This is a genomic window from Enterococcus sp. 10F3_DIV0382, from assembly GCF_002140245.1.
GTDB lineage: Bacteria > Bacillota > Bacilli > Lactobacillales > Enterococcaceae > Enterococcus_B > Enterococcus_B lactis.
The window spans coordinates 600,488-616,677 of sequence record NZ_NGMF01000001.1 but is presented as its reverse complement, the minus strand read 5'-3'; the positions used below and the strand labels follow the sequence as shown (position 1 = coordinate 616,677).

Here is a 16,190-nt window from a genome sequence, read left to right as displayed (position 1 = left end):
GGTTGTGACAGAGATGTTCAGCCTTGAGCGACAAGAAGCGATTTTGAAAAATAGCTTCCCATATTTTACAAAATCGTGCCTTATTGCCGATAGGCTATCTCTGGAACACCGTTTATTCAGAAAAAGGAGCTACGACAAAATTTTTGTCACAGTTCCGTTCATAAGTATTTTCTGTCAATCCAGCATAATCGGCTGGATAAAATCTGCTTGCCATCTTTTTTCTTTCTCAGAAAAATCAAAATACCATATCTGAGAAAAATACTGTCGTTGTGTCTTACTTCCTGAGATCACTCGCCCATCTTTTCGATCGACTGAATAATCACAGCATCTGAAATCAATTCGGATGGCAAAACTATTTTCGTGGATCTGTCGATAATTCCCTACTTCCTGAATAGTTATTTTTTTAGTATGATTTCTTACACCGTCTGCTTTGTTTTTTTGCAGAACTTTCTGATGTTCGGCAAACAGCTTGTCTGTATAACAGCTTCTGGCTTTTTCAGGAGTTTCTTCTTCCCAAGCAGATTGGATCTTCATGAATATCTTTTGGATTTCCAGAAACTGTGCTTTCTTTTCTTTAGCCGTTCCTGACATGCGAGACAATATCTCCGCTTTCAGCCTTTTCTTTTGTCTTTTATTCTTGACGATAGAAAAAGCAGAAACCCCTCCTACTGACAAAACAGCTAATGCAAGAAATCCCGTTTGCTCATAACTAGAAGGACCTGTACTTGGACCATAATACCCATAAGAATCTCTGCCGTAAGAACGACTGCCAAAATAACTGCCCCCATATGAACGACCGCCAAATGAACCTCTGCCCGAACTTCGACCGCTAGATGTACCTCCACCATGACCACCCGCGATAGCGAATCCTTGGGTCGGCAGAGCAAACAAACATAGGCCCACTAACAAAATGATTGCTAAATAATTGATTTTTTTCATTGCCTTCCTCGTTATCTTTTATTACAAAAAACTATTGTTATCATAGCCTTGCTAAAAGGAAGAGTCAATAACCAGATGCATAAACTGTTTTTTTAGCAGCTTTGTCTTAATTTAATCATTAAGTGACATCGGACAGACATAGGTGTTGGCAGTCCATATTTCCTCTATCTTCAGCATGAACAAGCTGGCAGACAAAAGATCTGCGCTTCCTCCAGGAGAGATTTGGTTTTCCTGACAAAAGTGCAACAGTGCTATAAATGGACGATTTGGTAAAGCACTTTGACTAGCAGCATGAGCAAGTTTCTGCATTTCCACTAACGTTTTCTGATCACTGCGATGCAAGACACAGGTGTCATCTAAGGAACTCATCAAAACTAACAACATATGCATTTGTTTCTGTACATCAGAATCATTATCTAGCTCCTTAGCAGCTTGGATTGCAAGCCTGATATGCGGATAACCCAACACTGCTTCTTCATATGCACCATTTATGCCGTATTTTTGCTTCACCGTATGCCCATGAGTGTTTTTTTTATGACGATATTTTGTATCAGGAAAAGCAGCAAGTTTACTGACATCATCAAGTATTTTGGATAAAGAAAAAGGCTGTTCCGTACTGATTTTTTGCGCAGTGACACTGATCAATAGCCCCATTGCCCAAATCGATCCTTTATGGGTATTGATGCCATCTGTAGCAATCAACATTGCCTTTTCCGCTTTCCGTCCAATCTCAGCAATCTTTTCTCTTAACTCCTGATCGATAGCATGTTGCCATGCTATTTGAGCCATTTCTTCAAAAAAAGGAGTCAGCGTCTTCGCAGACTTAAGAAATAAAGCATAGTCCATATCGGAATGTGCACCCGCATCCAGTGCATCCACTAATCCAGGTTTTGGGCTTAATGTTACTTCTGCGATCAATGCTTCCTCTACCAACGCAGCGAGTTGCTGAGTCACTGCTTTTTTTCGTTCGTCATTTATCATGACACTCACTCCTTCTTTCTATTACTTGTTGAACCCTTTTTTGATGGCTACCCAAATGATGTGAAGCAACCAGCTTAAAGCAAATGCACAACTTGCCGTCATTAGATACGCTACAAGAATCATGAATCCTGAAGGTAACTGCAGCCAACTATCTTTAAATAATAACAACAGTACTTGGAAAACAAAGACATTTGCTAAATACGTACGGTAAGCATAAACAGACAACCATTTGAACAATGGTAATTTTGGCGAATCGTTTACAATCATTTTTGAAGCGCCCATGAAGACAGCAAAGATGATGACTAAACTGTACAAACTTTGGATCGTATTCAAGTAAGGCGCATTCGCAAAGCTCAAGTCTCCTGGATGTGCGAGCAATGAACGGACAGAAAAGAACGCGATAACTAAGCCAACAGGTAAGAAAAGATAACGTACTCTGTCCAAATATTGATAGACTTTTTCGTGATAAACAAATGCGGCTACCCCATAAATCCCGTAAATCATAAAACTAGCAACAAACCGATCTAACAAGTACCAGCTGTCATGATAAGGACCAGTCAATACTTGTGTTTGATAGAACAGATACCATGCAACATATAAAATCGTTGAGCCAATCAATACTGGCCATACATAATTTTTATTAGCAAATACTTTGTAACCGAGCCAAACAAAAAACGGCATGAACAATTGGATCTGCAGCATCATCACGGTATACCATAAATGAGGTGCTCCATCACCTGTGACATATTTCAGTAAAAAGCTTGCAGTATCCGTATACGGAGTTTGTTGTTGGACTGCTGGGAATAGCCAAAGATAAGCCGTCGTCCATAGAAGATACGGAACGACTAGTTCAAAAAACTTTTCTTTCAAAAATTCCCAATAAGACAAATGCTGACTTGTTTTTACCATATTATAGACAATTGCAAAAATAAACATTGGTGCTGTGTATTTAACGATGACGTAAAAGGTACCAAGAAAAGCTGTATTTGTTGCGCTGTGGCTGTTTGCCAAAGCAAAGCTCAATATCGTTTGCATCATAACAGCCGTTACAGCTGATACTTTCTGGAAGTCACTTACGTTGATTTTGTTTTTTTTGTTTTCAAACATCTCTTTCTCTCACTTTTAGTTTATTACCAAATCTCTTTGGTTAGTTTTGGCCCTGTTGTTGTTTTCAACAGGAGTTTTTTCTCTGGTGTCCGCAAGTATTCTTTTAGCGAAAATCCGCCTTTTGATGTAATGACTTGGGTATCGAATTGCTCAAAAAAAGCAGGATGCGATTGAATTGCCTGAATTGGCAATTCAATCGGTGAATCTGCGTACAGCAGCAAATCAAAATCGCTGGTTTCTTTTACTGCCGGAATCCCAGTTGATAATTCAAATCCTAAGCTGCCGCCGATCCCCCATTTGCACCCTGATAATATGTTTCTAGCCGCATGAAATTGCTGATAAACAGGAAAGGGGGCAACTTCCTTTTCTCGAAAAGATTCTCGATCAATGATTGTCCATGGATAGATCACTTTTTGAACAGAGTCACTTGGAATCTCAAGAGCCAAGCGCTGATTTCGTGCCGTACCTCGCAGACCAATCGGCAAAAACCCCCGATCAGCAGGTTCAGCACGCCGAACGACACCATACACTTGTTGAGAAAGCTTCAACCATTCTGGCAACTCTTTCTTGATTTCCTTTTTATCAAAAACAACAATATCATGTGCTTGAATCATTTTTTATGCATCCCATTCTTCGTCCATTTTGGCACGGACTTTATTTGTTTCGACACGTCCGAATGTTTTGGCTGTTTCATTCGTGTATCGATTTGTCAGCATCGTATCATTTGTATTGCGGACATCTTGAATGGCTTCATTGATTGCTTCGATGACTTTGCTGACATTTTGTTCTGAAGCAGCTTGGTCGGTGATATCTTCTAGGAAATGATAGATTGCTCCTAGTTTTGTATAATTATTGATATCGTAAGCGATAGCTGGAACTTTTTCAGCAGCTGCTTCGATTTCAGCAACCGAACGTTTTGTCACACGTGCAGCACTTTCTTTAGACATCGCTTGGACAGTGATTTCTTTATTATTTAAAGCAATCAAGCGGCTTGATTGTAATCCATGTGCTAAAAACGCACCTGAAATAGCATTTCCTGCAATCAATCCAATAACTGGATGTCCAGCTTGACGGAGTTTTGCATAAGCAGCAGCACTATTAGCCAAAGCCACATGGATACCGATCAATTCTTCGTTATAACCGTATGCTTGGCTTGGTACATCGATCACAACGACGATTGGCCGTTTCACTTTTTTATCTTTATCTTCTTCGTAAACATGAGTTAAAATTTGTCCCATGCGGAAACCTTCAACTAAACCAACTTCACCGTTTCGTACACGGTACATCGGGTTTTTAGGATCAGGTACGATCGATGTCACGATGGCTTCTTCTACGAATTTACTTGATTTGCCATAATACACAGTACTAATAGAAGAAGCTGGATTTTTCATGCCAGTTAGTGCCGCAAACCAATCGTAACCAACACTTGTTGCAGCTGGTTCATTTCCTTCTGCTACTTCTGGTAAGTCCATTGATTTTGCTTGATGGTTAGCAATTGCTTCATTGTAATCGTCAATGCTCATTGGTTTTGAAAGATCCAAAGAATCAAGTAATGATAAATAAAATGCTGAGCTTTCACTGCGATGCGTGTCTTTTCGTTCGTCCATTGCTGCGATGACAGCAGCTTTGATTGCTTCTACACTATCAGTCACTAGTTCATCAATGATTTTTGATTCTACCCGTTGACGAGATCCTAATGTATTCCAAATCAAGTCTTTGTCACTAGAATCAAATTCTCGAACACCTGCTTCTTGCTCAATAACTTCTGGACCATTCAAACCGACTCTCGCTTTTTTTGTTGCGATCAAATAACTCATCAATGCTGAAGTAATCGACATACCGCCAAATGATCCTACACGTCCTGGAATCAAACCGATGACTGGTACATATTGTTTCAAAGCAATGATTACATTTCCGATTTCTGAAATAGATAACAGTCCGTAGTTCGCTTCTTGCAGACGAACACCGCCTGTATCTAGTACGATGACTGGAAAAATTTCATTTCCTTTTTTGTTTTCTTCTAATACATGTTCGAGTGCAGCAACGATTTTTGCACCGGAAACTTCACCGATACCGCCACCTTGGAATTTTCCTTCCATAGCGATTACTACTGCTTGTTTGCCATTGATCGTGCCACGGCTGACAACAATCCCGTCATCACTTTCAGGGACGATTCCTTGTGCCGGCAAACTTGGCGCGATGATTTGATCGAATGGATCAATCAATTCACGTCCATTGTCAAGTAGAGCGTTCACTCGTTCTCTGGCGTTTAATTCTACAAAACTATTTTTCATCTGAAAGTTCCTCCATTGCTTGCGTCAATCGTAGGTACACAACTCCTGGTGTAGCACCGAAGTCATTGATCACGATATCTGCTGAAATTGGATAACGATCAAAAAATCTCGTTAATACGTTGTTCCATACTTCGCCGAAGCCATCGCTTCCTGTACAGATTTTTACAGTAGATTCTTTTTTTTCTGTTGGAAACATCAAGATTTCCAAATCACCTGAACCGACCACTCCTACATGGATTTTCTTATTGATCGGCTGTTTCGTTGGATATTTATAAGCTAATTGTTCCATGGATCTCTCCCCTTTTTGTAAAACAGAGCATACACGTTCTGCTTATTCGTCTTTCTTCTTCCACCTGGGTAAATGGCGACAAAAGGTTTTTCTCGCCAATTTTATGACCAAGTTCTGAATTTCATTGGCGGCTCATACAGGCCATCTGACCATTCGATCAAATCATCGATGGTTTGTGCAGCTAATAATGAACGTTTCGCTTCACTACGTTTGATGCCTAGATCTTCTGGCAATTTCACGATGCCGGCATCGCGCAAACGGTCTAGTGATTCTTTCGTACTTGTCATTCCAAGAGGTGTAACACCGCCGATTGCTGCAATTGCTGCTTGGCGTTCTTCTTTTGTTTTTGCTTTGTACAAATAAGCAATTCCTTCTTCTGTCACGATATGTGTGGTGTCTTCGCTATAGATCATCACTGGTGCATTGGCTAAGCCTGCTTGTTTTTGAACAGCTAGTGCATCTAATTCTTCGACAAAGACTGGTTTTTTATTTGAACCATATGTTTCCACCATTTGAACAACTAATTTTTGTCCTTTCCCTAATGGATCATCATTGTTGCGAAGTGATTGCCATGCTGGTGTAGAATGACGACGACCGCCAGGATTATGTCCCATGTTAGGCGCACCGCCAAAGCCAGATAGACGTCCTTTTGTTACGGTCGAAGAATTTCCTTCATAGTCTAGTTGCAAGGTTGAACCGATAAACATATCGATGGCATATTGTCCTGCAGCTTGTGATAATGTTCGGTTACTACGCATCGTGCCGTCTTTTCCGACAAAGAATACATCTGGACGAGCAGCAATATATTTTTCCATACCGACTTCGCCACCGAAACTATGGATGCTTTCAACCCAACCTGATTCGATAGCTGGAATCATCGTTGGATGTGGGTTCAATACCCAGTTCTTCGCGATTTTCCCTTTCAACCCTAGTGATTCGCCATAAGTTGGCAATAACAATTCGATAGCTGCTGTATTGAATCCAATACCATGATTCAAAGATTGTACGCCGTGTTCTGCGTAGATTCCTTTGATTGCCATCATCGCCATTAGGATTTGCAATTCTGTGATGTTTTGAGGATCGCGCGTAAATAGTGCTTCTAATTGATAAGGTTGATCTGCTTTTACAACAACATCTACCCAGTCTCCAGGAATATCGACACGAGGAAGTTTATCAACGACTTCATTGACTTGAACGATCACGATACCATCTTTGAAAGCTGCGGCTTCGACGATTGTTGGTGTTTCTTCTGTATTGAAACCTGTATACAAGTTGCCGTCTTTGTCTGCTTTATCTGCAGCTACTAAAACGACATTTGGAATCAAATCGATGAATAAGCGTCCATAAAGTTCCAAATAAGTATGGATATCACCTAATTTCATTGTGCCGTCTTCAATCATTTGGGCGACACGCAAGCTTTGTGCACCTGCATAAGAAAAATCGATTTTACTTGCGATTCCTTTTTCAAAAATATTCAAATGTTCTGGTCGTGAGATACTAGACATAATCAAATGCAGATCATTCACTTTTTCTGCATCTACTTTTTCAAGACTTTCTGAAAGAAAACTTGCTTGTTTTTGATTGTCGCCTTCTAATACAACTTTGTCGCCGGGAGCAATCAGTTTTTCCATCACTTCTACGATTTTTTCAGTTTCTACATACTTGCCATTGAGCAAGTTGCTGATTTTTTCCAATCGCTGCGCTTTTTTTTCGCGTTTAGAAGCCCAGTTGCGGTTTGGTTTTTCCATAATTAGTCATCTCCATTTTTGATATAGAAACGTGGCGTCATCAATACCATGTTGGTCTAGATTGATCGTACGGATCCCTTTATCTACACCAAATTTTGTATGAATCAGCTTTGTCAAAGTATTGCCGGGGGGAAATTCAATCGTCAGATCCATTCCTAATTCTTTTGCCAAGTCCATCATTTGGTTCCATTGCACAGGGAAAGCTAGGTTTTCCAACAAATCTTTACGAATCTCTTCTGCGTCCTGAGTGGCTCTTCCATCCGTATTTTTTATATACAAACATCTAGCATCAGATAGATGGACAGACTGCATATACGGCTTGAATTTCTTGACCGTATCATTCATCAAGAGACAGTGAGATGGCACAGGAACTTTCAGCAGCTTCGCTGTTTGCGCTTGGTGCCGTTTGGCTTCTGCCAACGTAACGGATAAACCTTCGATACTCCCAGATAACGTATGTTGCATGGGACAATTTTCATTTGACAAATAAACTGGGTGGTCAGGATCAAATGTTTTTGCTACAATTTCCTCTGCTTCGCTTCTCGTCACACCTACTACTACGCCCATTGCATAACCGCTTGGATAAGCTTCTTTCATTAAGACTGCGCGGTGATAGACTAGTTCCGCTGCATTTTCAAATGTCAAAGATCGACAAGCAACAGCTGCACAAAAAGCACCGATCGAATGTCCTGCTACAATATCAGGCTGAATACCGTTTTTTTCCATTTCATCTAAATAAAATACTGCTTTTGTCAGTAATGCTAGCTGGATAAAAACCGTATCTTGATAGTTTTCTTCTTTATCAACTAACCGATACCCCGTCACATTTTCTAAACGTTCCATGTACATTTCAGGGATATCCGCTAACATCCCTAACTTCTGACTGCCTTGCCCAGGAAATAAGAAACCTGTACTCATGAGCCTCGCCTCCTTAGCACTTACTTTTTCCACTGCTATCTTAGTCAATTTCTGCTATAATAAAAAATGCCAAAAAAAGAAAAAACCATAACAAAAAGGTATGGATGGGATGGATAATTATGAAATTGCTTCATCTACAGTATTTTAAAAAAGTGTTCGAAACAAAAAATGTCACCCAAGCAGCCAAAGAATTATTTATTTCTCAACCTGCCTTGAGCCGTGCGATCAAACATTTGGAAAACGAATTAGGAGTCCCTTTGTTTTACCATAGCGGTAGAAACATTGAGACAACTGTTTATGCAGAAGAATTCTATCCATATGCAGTCAAAACATTAGACACATTAGAAGAAGGAATCAAATTATTGTCTTCGGTCAATGAGAAGATCGTTACTTCCGTCATTTTGTATTTAGAGGTAGCCTCTGTTTCTATTCCGAACTTGGTCCGAATTTTTATGGAAAAGCATCCTGATATCCAATTAACGATCATGCAACATCATTTACCAGATGATATTACCGACCCTGTACTGTACATCACTTCGGAGATGAAGCCTGGCATGACCAATATTCCTATCATGAAAGAACCTGTTTATGTAGCCATTCCTAAGAAACATCCTCTTGCGAAAAAAGAACATCTGCAATTAGAAGATATCCAACGCACCCCCATCTTGATGCTGTCAAAGAGCAATGCCTTCCGTCATACACTGGATGCAGCACTTGAAGCGAAAAGTATCGAATTGACGATCAGTTCGACGACAGATGATCCTGCGACATTACGTTCTATTGTCAAGCAAGGCTTAGCTGTTAGCTTTTTCCCAAAAGTTTCTTGGTCTTACGATAAAAATGATCCTTTCGTCTTGCGGGAAATCAAAGATTTGCCCTTGACACGAACAATTTATTTATCTTCTAGCTTCACAGAAGATCATCCTTTGATCAAAATGATTGCAAAAACGATGCGAGAATTTTATTTAGGAAAATAAAAAGAAAAGAGCTGTGACAAAATTCTTGTCGCAGCTCTTTTTTTCGAACAAACGGTGTTCCAGAAGTAACTTCTTCAGAAATAAGCCCAAATTTCCCAAAAATTTGAGAAGCTATTTTCGTAAATTCCTTCTTATTTCTTGAAGCTAAACACTTCTGTCACAACCTCTTCTCTATTGTCCTATACATTCATTGCGTTGATTTGAAACTTTCATCAATCAAACCTGCTAGTTCATCTAGTTTTTCTATTTTACGTAGATCAACAGAGATCCAATGTTCTTTATTCATGTGATAGGCTGGAAAATACCCCTCTTTTCCTCGCAAAATACCGCCAAGTTCAGGATCGACCTTCAAATCAAGGATATCGATGATCCTATGGTCACTTGCATCATCATAGATTTTTTCTTCTGGAACAGACATCAGGACCCCAAACCATTTTTTGCTTTTTTGATGTCTGAATACGCAATAATCAGGGAATTTTTTAAAAATATATTCTGGAGACAAATTGTATGTTTCATCGATGTGATCGATTAGTTCTTTTTCCGTTAGCATCTGCTTCCATCTCTTTCTTATTGATTCTCTTTATTCAAACATACCACGTAAGAATAGAAAAATGAATACTGGTTGAAAGATCAGATGAAACTTGACCACCGTTTATTTTCTCCGTATTCTTAGAATAGAAGGGAGCCTGGTTTATGTATTCACTAATGAAAAAAATCATTACCGAAAAAGATATTCGACGTCATGTTTCTTTAGTCGAACAATTGCTGAATCATACAAAGATAACCGTAAATGAATTAGCTGAAATCATAGGGACAACCGAACGAACGATTTTTTCTGACCTTCAATCTATTCGCTCTCATCTGCCCGAAGGCTGGGACATCTTCAGCGATCAAGCAGGAATCAGTTTGCAAAACCAGCAAAATTTATTAACAAATGACCTTTGGGAGATTTTTTTCAAACAATCAGTCAGTGTCGAACTGCTGAAAAATCTGCTTTTTACAAAAAAAGTTGCTGTCCCTGATTTTCTAGCGGATCATGGGCTTTCTTATGGGACATTGAAAAGACATGTGACTAAAATCAATCAGCGTTTAGCAAGTTACGACTTGCAGATCGATTTGACGAAATATACAGCTTGTATTCTTGGAAAAGAGCGTGCGATTCGTACTTTCTATCATCGATTGCTGATTCCTTTCACTCATAACAACTATTTTTTCGAGGATTATTCAATCCATGAATCCCATTATTTTCAATTTTTAAGAAACCTCAGTCAAACTGAACTAGCTGTTGAAACAGAAGAGATTTTCGGAACATGTTGGTTCTTTATCAATACGATCCGTATAAAAGCGAATTGCCGGTTAGATTCTTCTATCCATATCAACAGCACACTCTCCTCCCTGTATGACTCTGCATTGAAAAAATTGTATTTAAAGGAAGGTATTTACCTTAAAGACACTGAGCTTTCTTTTGCTTCTTTCTGCTTTCTGGAAAGTTGGAATTACAACAATAACTATGGACAAGAAATCGCTCGCTGCCTGCATCATTCTCCATTTTTAGAGGTCCTCGAAACGTTTGTAGAGGAACTAGCTTCAGAGCTGTCTCTTGATCAACTAAAAAAAACATCTCTGACTGATAACTTGGCTCTCCTCGTATTAAAATATCATGAATCGCCAATACTGATCGAACCTTTGGAACGCCAATACCATCGTTTTTTAGAGACGTATGATCAGCAATATGCACACTTGTATCAGCAGAAAGAGAATTTACTGAACGATCTAAAAAAAGAAATGGAAATCAATGAACCAAATTACTTTCTTCAACTCTTGTCTTTACTGATCCAACAAACGATTTTTTCTATCAAACCGAATTTGTTCAATGTCTATTTTATTTTCCAAGGAGAACCTTCATGGAAGGCGTTCTTGCAGCAGGAATTAAAAGATTACTTGGGAAAACGTGTCTGCTTCTTACCTATCGAACTAACCGATCTTTCCACTATTTCTTTTGAAAAAACAGATATCTTGATTTCCAATTTCCCGTTGGATTCTCTAGATATCCCTATTGTATACATTTCTTCTATTCCAACGAAAAATGAGCTCAATCGTTTGACTGAACTCACTTTCAAAACTTTTTTATAGTAACGGCTAGCGACTGAATTCTCTAGCTGTTTTTTCTTTTTTGCGAAACAGTTTATTCATGATCCCTTTTTCTATTTCTACAACTAAGAATAGAAGAATCACATTTGCCCCAATCAATAACTGTTGTGTCATCGTTAAACTTACTGTACCGATCAGCTGCTGACCGATTGGCAGAAAAATAACCATCCCCTGCAATAAAGCAAGGATACCTAATGAAAGAAAAAGCGATTTGTTTTGCAAAAGACCTTGGTTCAGTGACGGCTTGGACAACTCTCTGCAATTGATCATGTAAACAGCTTGAGCTAAGACGATATTTTGCAGAAGAATGGTTTGCTGTAAGCTTTGCCCTTCAAATTGCATAGCCAATAAATAGGCAGGAACCATGATCAGTAGTGCGACATAGATGATCCGAAACAAATGATAACCAGATAGGATTCCTTGCTTTGGATCTCTCGGTGGACGCTTCATGATTTCTGGATCTGGCGACTCGAACCCTAATGCATAAGATAAAGTGATTGTCGTTACCATATTGACCCATAAAATCTGTACTGGGGACAAAGGTAGCGGGCGATTCAGTATCAGCGCCCAAATCAAAATCAATCCTTGAGCTAATGCAGTTGGTAAGAAGAAATTGATGGTCTTTTGCAAGTTATCCAAAATGCGCCGACCTTCTTTTACGGCTTTTGCAATCGTATGGAAATTATCATCTCCTAAAACCATATCAGCTGCCTGTTTGCTTACTTCACTACCTTTGATTCCCATAGCGATTCCTATATCGGCTCTTTTCAAAGCAGGTGCATCATTTACGCCGTCTCCGGTCATTCCGACGATTTCTCCATTTTTCTGCAAAGCTTTCACGATTCGCAGTTTGTGTTCTGGTGTCGTTCGAGCAAAGACATCGACTTTTGGTACTTGTCGAGTCAACTCTTCTTCAGACATAAGATCCAAATCGATTCCTTCTAAAACTTTAGCAGTATGTTTTAAGCCAATTTGTTCCGCGATTGCTTTTGCTGTATCTTTGTGATCCCCTGTAATCATTTTCACTGAGATCCCTGCTTGTTGGCATTCCTTTACAGCTTTGACTGCACTTTCTTTTGGCGGATCAATCAACCCGGCAATCCCTGCAAAAGTTAATTGGGTTAAAGACTCATGCGTGAGTTCCTGTTTCGAATCTACTTTTTTGTAAGCAAATCCTAAAACACGCTGACCTTTTTTCGCAAACGCTGTGGCTGTTTGACCCCATGCTTCTTGTTCTGAATAAGAAAGAGTTGATTTAGCCAATAATACTTCTGGCGCACCTTTGACGTAAATCACCGTTCCTTTTTCCTCCGTATGCATCGTTGCCATATATTTGTATTCAGAGCTGAACGGAATCTTTGCTTCTATTTTTTTCAAAGGCAGATTGGCTGTTTCTGTGTGTCGAATCAGTGCAAGTTCTGTCGGATTGCCACTTAAATTTTCTATTTTCTGTTCTTCTTTCGTCTTTAATTCCTGACAATTTTTCATAATAGACAGTACGCGAGTTTCTTCTTTTGCTGCTACATCCACAACTGTCATTTCATTTTTTGTCAATGTCCCTGTCTTATCTGAACAGATCACTGTCATAGAACCTAATGTTTCTACCGAAGGAAGTCCTTTGATGATCGCCTTTTCTTTTGCCATTTCATGTACTCCAACGGATAGGATCATGGTCAAAACAGCTGGTAATCCTTCGGGTACCATTGACACCACCAAAGCGATCATAGCTGAAAGAAGGATATGCCAATCCATGCCATAGCGGAATGTTGTAAAAACAACTAAGAACAAGATTAAACAAAGAATGCCTTGAAAAATTTGTTTGTTCAATCGGTTGATCTTTTTGATCAGAGGCGTCGTTTGTTGTTCGACCGATTGCAGTGCTTGATTGATTTTACCGATTTCTGTCGTGTTTCCTGTTTCTACAACGACACCGACTGCAGAACCAAATTGTACAAGTGTTCCTGAAAAAGCCATATTTTTCTGGTCACCGATTGATTCTTCTGCTGCCAAAACGGAATGATTTTTTTCAGATGCTTCTGATTCTCCCGTCAAAATCGATTCTTCTACTAGTAGATCATGTACTTCGATCAACCGAACATCTGCTGGAACGACATATCCGGCACGTAAGACAATGACATCTCCTTTTACTAGTTCTTTCGCAGGGATTTTTACTTGCATCCCGTTCGATAGTACTATCGCTTCTTGTCCCATCAGCTGCTTCAAACCATTCAACGATTCTTCTGCTTTTCTTTCTTGCCAATAACTAACGAGTCCGTTGACGATCACTACGAATAAAATAATACTTCCTTCGATGTATTCGCTCGAAGCAAATTTCAAAAAAGAGGCAATGATCAACACGATCATCAGCAGATCAGTAAAGTGTTTTGCTATTTTTTTCCATCGTTTTGTCTGCTGTCTTGCTTCTATCTCATTATATCCTTGATCAGTCAGGCGTTTCTGCCGTTCTTCTTGCGACAACCCTTCTGTTGATGTTTGATGGTTTTTCAATGTATCTTCTACCGTCAATTTGTACCAGTTCATCCTATCTCCTCCTACTTAATTGATACTTTTATTATACGTAGGAAGATTTTTCAGGCGTATCGATTATTTCAGGGAAGTCTGAAATAATTCGTTTTGCCGAGCAAAAAACATAAATATTAGATTGTCGCTTGTTGCCTCTTATAGGATAACGGCACTTATCTCGTGGGAAAAATAGATGGAAAACAGGGGGAATACAACTAATTTGCCAGAATAACCAGTTGTCTATTTTCCATTATGTTTCTTCCCTCCATATTTCGTTGGTCAATGTCTCGCAGATACATGTACTTATCTGTAACACCACTTCACTATAGCGCCAAAAATGAGAAAATTTTTTTTATAACATCAGATTCACGTAGAATATTTCAAACAAAAATAAATAAAGTCGGATTTTTCTGATAATTAAACGTGGAAAAACGAACAATTTTTTAATAAATCAGACTTCTAAAATGGATAGTCTAAAAAAAACGAACAAATAACTTAAATGACTATCATTCATTCATCAACTGTATTTGCATTCCGTTTAATTGTTAAAAATTCACAATCTATTTTCTAATGAAAATATTTATTTTTCAATTTTTATAACATAAAAATCTTTTATTAACGGAATTTACAGGCTTTTTCAGAAATTAACTGATGATTTCAAAAAGAAAACATGTCATAATATTTTCCATATTGTGCAAAAAAATACAAGATGGAGGCTTTACTATGATTGAAGAATATATTGAGAAGAATATTTTGAGACAGCTGTTTTTATGTGGGCAATTCTATGTAAATAAAGAAGTCAATCTAGAAAAGCTCTCCTATCTTCTACATGTTTGCAAAACCACTTTACTCAATGATATCAATAACATAAAAAAAGAATTTGAAGAACAAATTGTTTATACGCATCGAGAAAAAGATTGTTACACTTTATATTTTTCAGAACATATACCTCGATGTAAGATCATGCAGCAATTGACCCAAAATTCGTTGTTTTTAAAAACTTGCCTGCTTTATTTGGAAGAAAATGAACCTGATTATCTCCAACTAACTGAGTGTGAATTCATCTCTGTCAGCAAAGCTTACTCCTTAAAAAAACAAGTATTGGCTTATTTTCATGATTGTGGGATCGAAATCGACCGCTACTCCCCTCGATTCACTGAAATGGAAAGACGTCTGTTGCTTCTTAATGTGGCTTATCGTTTAGGCAGCTTTAAGTCCTGGGAGCTACCTGAATCATTTTTTGAACGTGCGGATCGTTTCATTGAATCTGTAACGGAGAATAGCGGTAGATTTTATGATAAAGAAAATAAAGAAATCTTATCGATTGGTTTTGCTATTAGTTTCTTACGCCAACAGTTATGTACTGTGACAATAGATCCAACATTTATCGAAGAAATCAAAAAACGTCCTATTTACAATTATGTCGAGTCAGCATGGGAAACCACTGATTTCCAAACCTATTATAAAAAAGAAGAATTTGCCTTTATTTTGACACTGTTCAATCTTTGTAATTATGGTTGCCATTCTTATCAGTTGATTGCGGAAGATTTTCAACAGCTACACCAAGTGTTTATTGACAATACTCCCGAAATAAAAGAACTAGTTGCTACTTTTGAAACTCATTTCCATCAAGAATTATTCGGGAATCAGCCATTTGAACGTGCGCTGATTCATCTGATGCGTTCGGCTTGGGATAACTATCAATTATTCATGCCAGAAAAATTTTATCTTCTAAATGAGGAACAGACAAATTTGTATAAAGAAGTCCAAACTCTTTTTTCCAGTTGGGCCAAACGACTACCTTATGATCTACGGTTTAATCCTAATTGCATGCGAGCTTTTGTCATCGAATTAAGTGGAATTCTCCGTCTGACAAAAGAACGTCTGACTATCTATATCGTCACAAATTCGGATGTTCATTATCTGATTTATCGGGAAGCCTTGGAAGCTGTAACTACTTTTGATTTTCAAGTTGCACCAACAATTTATGCAAGTATATCTGATATAAAGAAGTATGCACAGCAATCCTCGAACCGAGTGTTATGTGAACGTACATTATATACACCGGATGCAGTCCAATATGAGAATATTATTCCTATTTCAATCAATACGATCGAACGAGCAATCGTTTCAGCTGTGCAAAATAAATAAGAGGCTGTGACAAACATTGTGTCACAGCCTCTTATTCTGAGTAAACAATATTCCAAAAGTAACTTCTTCGGAAATAAGCCGAAATTTTCGTAAATTTCTTCTCATTCCTTGA

General features: G+C 38.5%; 13 protein-coding genes. 3 read left to right on the top strand and 10 right to left on the bottom strand.

Annotation, left to right across the window (positions count from 1 at the left end; translation table 11 throughout):
* Nucleotides 1-174: 174 nt before the first annotated feature.
* The 8 genes from A5849_RS03040 to A5849_RS03005 form a co-directional block, all read right to left on the bottom strand.
* A complete protein-coding gene (locus A5849_RS03040) occupies nucleotides 175-939 on the bottom strand; it encodes a TIM44-like domain-containing protein (RefSeq protein WP_002312713.1) in 765 nt (254 codons plus the stop codon).
* 111 nt (nucleotides 940-1,050) lie between these two features.
* Nucleotides 1,051-1,920 (bottom strand): triphosphoribosyl-dephospho-CoA synthase MdcB, encoded by an 870-nt coding sequence (mdcB, locus tag A5849_RS03035; protein ID WP_002345431.1) that lies wholly within the window; start codon nucleotides 1,918-1,920, stop codon nucleotides 1,051-1,053.
* A gap of 21 nt (nucleotides 1,921-1,941) precedes the next feature.
* Nucleotides 1,942-3,027: an acyltransferase family protein gene (locus tag A5849_RS03030; RefSeq protein WP_002335166.1), complete on the bottom strand. Its 1,086-nt coding sequence runs from the start codon at nucleotides 3,025-3,027 to the stop codon at nucleotides 1,942-1,944.
* A gap of 23 nt (nucleotides 3,028-3,050) precedes the next feature.
* On the bottom strand, nucleotides 3,051-3,641 hold the full coding sequence (locus tag A5849_RS03025) for a malonate decarboxylase holo-ACP synthase (protein ID WP_002335165.1): 591 nt from the start codon (nucleotides 3,639-3,641) through the stop codon (nucleotides 3,051-3,053).
* A 3-nt stretch (nucleotides 3,642-3,644) separates the two neighbouring features.
* Nucleotides 3,645-5,321 (bottom strand): biotin-independent malonate decarboxylase subunit beta, encoded by a 1,677-nt coding sequence (gene mdcD, locus A5849_RS03020; RefSeq protein WP_047927897.1) that lies wholly within the window; start codon nucleotides 5,319-5,321, stop codon nucleotides 3,645-3,647.
* A complete protein-coding gene (locus A5849_RS03015) occupies nucleotides 5,311-5,610 on the bottom strand; it encodes a malonate decarboxylase subunit delta (protein WP_002292523.1) in 300 nt (99 codons plus the stop codon). Before A5849_RS03015 ends, mdcD begins: the two co-directional genes overlap by 11 nt.
* Before the next feature lie 101 nt (nucleotides 5,611-5,711).
* Nucleotides 5,712-7,358, bottom strand: coding sequence for a malonate decarboxylase subunit alpha (gene mdcA, locus A5849_RS03010; RefSeq protein ID WP_002310660.1), 1,647 nt, complete (start codon nucleotides 7,356-7,358; stop codon nucleotides 5,712-5,714).
* Between the two features lie 6 nt (nucleotides 7,359-7,364).
* Complete coding sequence (locus tag A5849_RS03005) at nucleotides 7,365-8,276, bottom strand: ACP S-malonyltransferase (RefSeq protein WP_002320713.1); 912 nt, start codon at nucleotides 8,274-8,276, stop codon at nucleotides 7,365-7,367.
* A 119-nt stretch (nucleotides 8,277-8,395) separates the two neighbouring features.
* Here A5849_RS03005 and A5849_RS03000 point away from each other — a divergent pair, with 119 nt between their 5' ends.
* Complete coding sequence (locus A5849_RS03000) at nucleotides 8,396-9,253, top strand: LysR family transcriptional regulator (protein ID WP_002287551.1); 858 nt, start codon at nucleotides 8,396-8,398, stop codon at nucleotides 9,251-9,253.
* Between the two features lie 187 nt (nucleotides 9,254-9,440).
* On the opposite strand, the gene A5849_RS02990 is transcribed toward A5849_RS03000, so the two are convergent.
* The gene (locus tag A5849_RS02990) at nucleotides 9,441-9,803 is read right to left on the bottom strand and encodes an MmcQ/YjbR family DNA-binding protein (protein ID WP_002310656.1); all 363 of its coding nucleotides are present in this window, start codon (nucleotides 9,801-9,803) and stop codon (nucleotides 9,441-9,443) included.
* Between the two features lie 143 nt (nucleotides 9,804-9,946).
* On the opposite strand from A5849_RS02990, the gene A5849_RS02985 reads away from it, so the two are divergent.
* A complete protein-coding gene (locus tag A5849_RS02985) occupies nucleotides 9,947-11,386 on the top strand; it encodes a helix-turn-helix domain-containing protein (RefSeq protein ID WP_002310654.1) in 1,440 nt (479 codons plus the stop codon).
* A gap of 6 nt (nucleotides 11,387-11,392) precedes the next feature.
* Here A5849_RS02985 and A5849_RS02980 read toward each other — a convergent pair whose 3' ends face one another.
* The gene (locus A5849_RS02980; RefSeq protein WP_002310653.1) at nucleotides 11,393-13,945 is read right to left on the bottom strand and encodes an HAD-IC family P-type ATPase; all 2,553 of its coding nucleotides are present in this window, start codon (nucleotides 13,943-13,945) and stop codon (nucleotides 11,393-11,395) included.
* Nucleotides 13,946-14,650: 705 nt separating this feature from the next.
* On the opposite strand from A5849_RS02980, the gene A5849_RS02975 reads away from it, so the two are divergent.
* Nucleotides 14,651-16,078 carry a helix-turn-helix domain-containing protein gene (locus A5849_RS02975; protein WP_002310652.1) on the top strand — a complete coding sequence of 476 codons (1,428 nt, stop codon included), beginning with the start codon at nucleotides 14,651-14,653 and terminating at the stop codon, nucleotides 16,076-16,078.
* The last annotated feature ends 112 nt before the right edge of the window (nucleotides 16,079-16,190 follow it).

What these genes read in the sequence shown, in the direction of transcription:
- A5849_RS03025 (WP_002335165.1), bottom strand. Translation starts at nt 3,641, where the DNA reads ATGATTCAAGCACATGATATTGTTGTTTTTGATAAAAAGGAAATCAAG.
- A5849_RS03015 (WP_002292523.1), bottom strand. Translation starts at nt 5,610, where the DNA reads ATGGAACAATTAGCTTATAAATATCCAACGAAACAGCCGATCAATAAG.
- A5849_RS03030 (WP_002335166.1), bottom strand. Translation starts at nt 3,027, where the DNA reads ATGTTTGAAAACAAAAAAAACAAAATCAACGTAAGTGACTTCCAGAAA.
- A5849_RS02975 (WP_002310652.1), top strand. Translation starts at nt 14,651, where the DNA reads ATGATTGAAGAATATATTGAGAAGAATATTTTGAGACAGCTGTTTTTA.
- A5849_RS02985 (WP_002310654.1), top strand. Translation starts at nt 9,947, where the DNA reads ATGTATTCACTAATGAAAAAAATCATTACCGAAAAAGATATTCGACGT.
- A5849_RS03005 (WP_002320713.1), bottom strand. Translation starts at nt 8,276, where the DNA reads ATGAGTACAGGTTTCTTATTTCCTGGGCAAGGCAGTCAGAAGTTAGGG.
- mdcB (WP_002345431.1), bottom strand. Translation starts at nt 1,920, where the DNA reads ATGATAAATGACGAACGAAAAAAAGCAGTGACTCAGCAACTCGCTGCG.
- A5849_RS02990 (WP_002310656.1), bottom strand. Translation starts at nt 9,803, where the DNA reads ATGCTAACGGAAAAAGAACTAATCGATCACATCGATGAAACATACAAT.
- A5849_RS03040 (WP_002312713.1), bottom strand. Translation starts at nt 939, where the DNA reads ATGAAAAAAATCAATTATTTAGCAATCATTTTGTTAGTGGGCCTATGT.
- A5849_RS02980 (WP_002310653.1), bottom strand. Translation starts at nt 13,945, where the DNA reads ATGAACTGGTACAAATTGACGGTAGAAGATACATTGAAAAACCATCAA.
- mdcA (WP_002310660.1), bottom strand. Translation starts at nt 7,358, where the DNA reads ATGGAAAAACCAAACCGCAACTGGGCTTCTAAACGCGAAAAAAAAGCG.
- mdcD (WP_047927897.1), bottom strand. Translation starts at nt 5,321, where the DNA reads ATGAAAAATAGTTTTGTAGAATTAAACGCCAGAGAACGAGTGAACGCT.
- A5849_RS03000 (WP_002287551.1), top strand. Translation starts at nt 8,396, where the DNA reads ATGAAATTGCTTCATCTACAGTATTTTAAAAAAGTGTTCGAAACAAAA.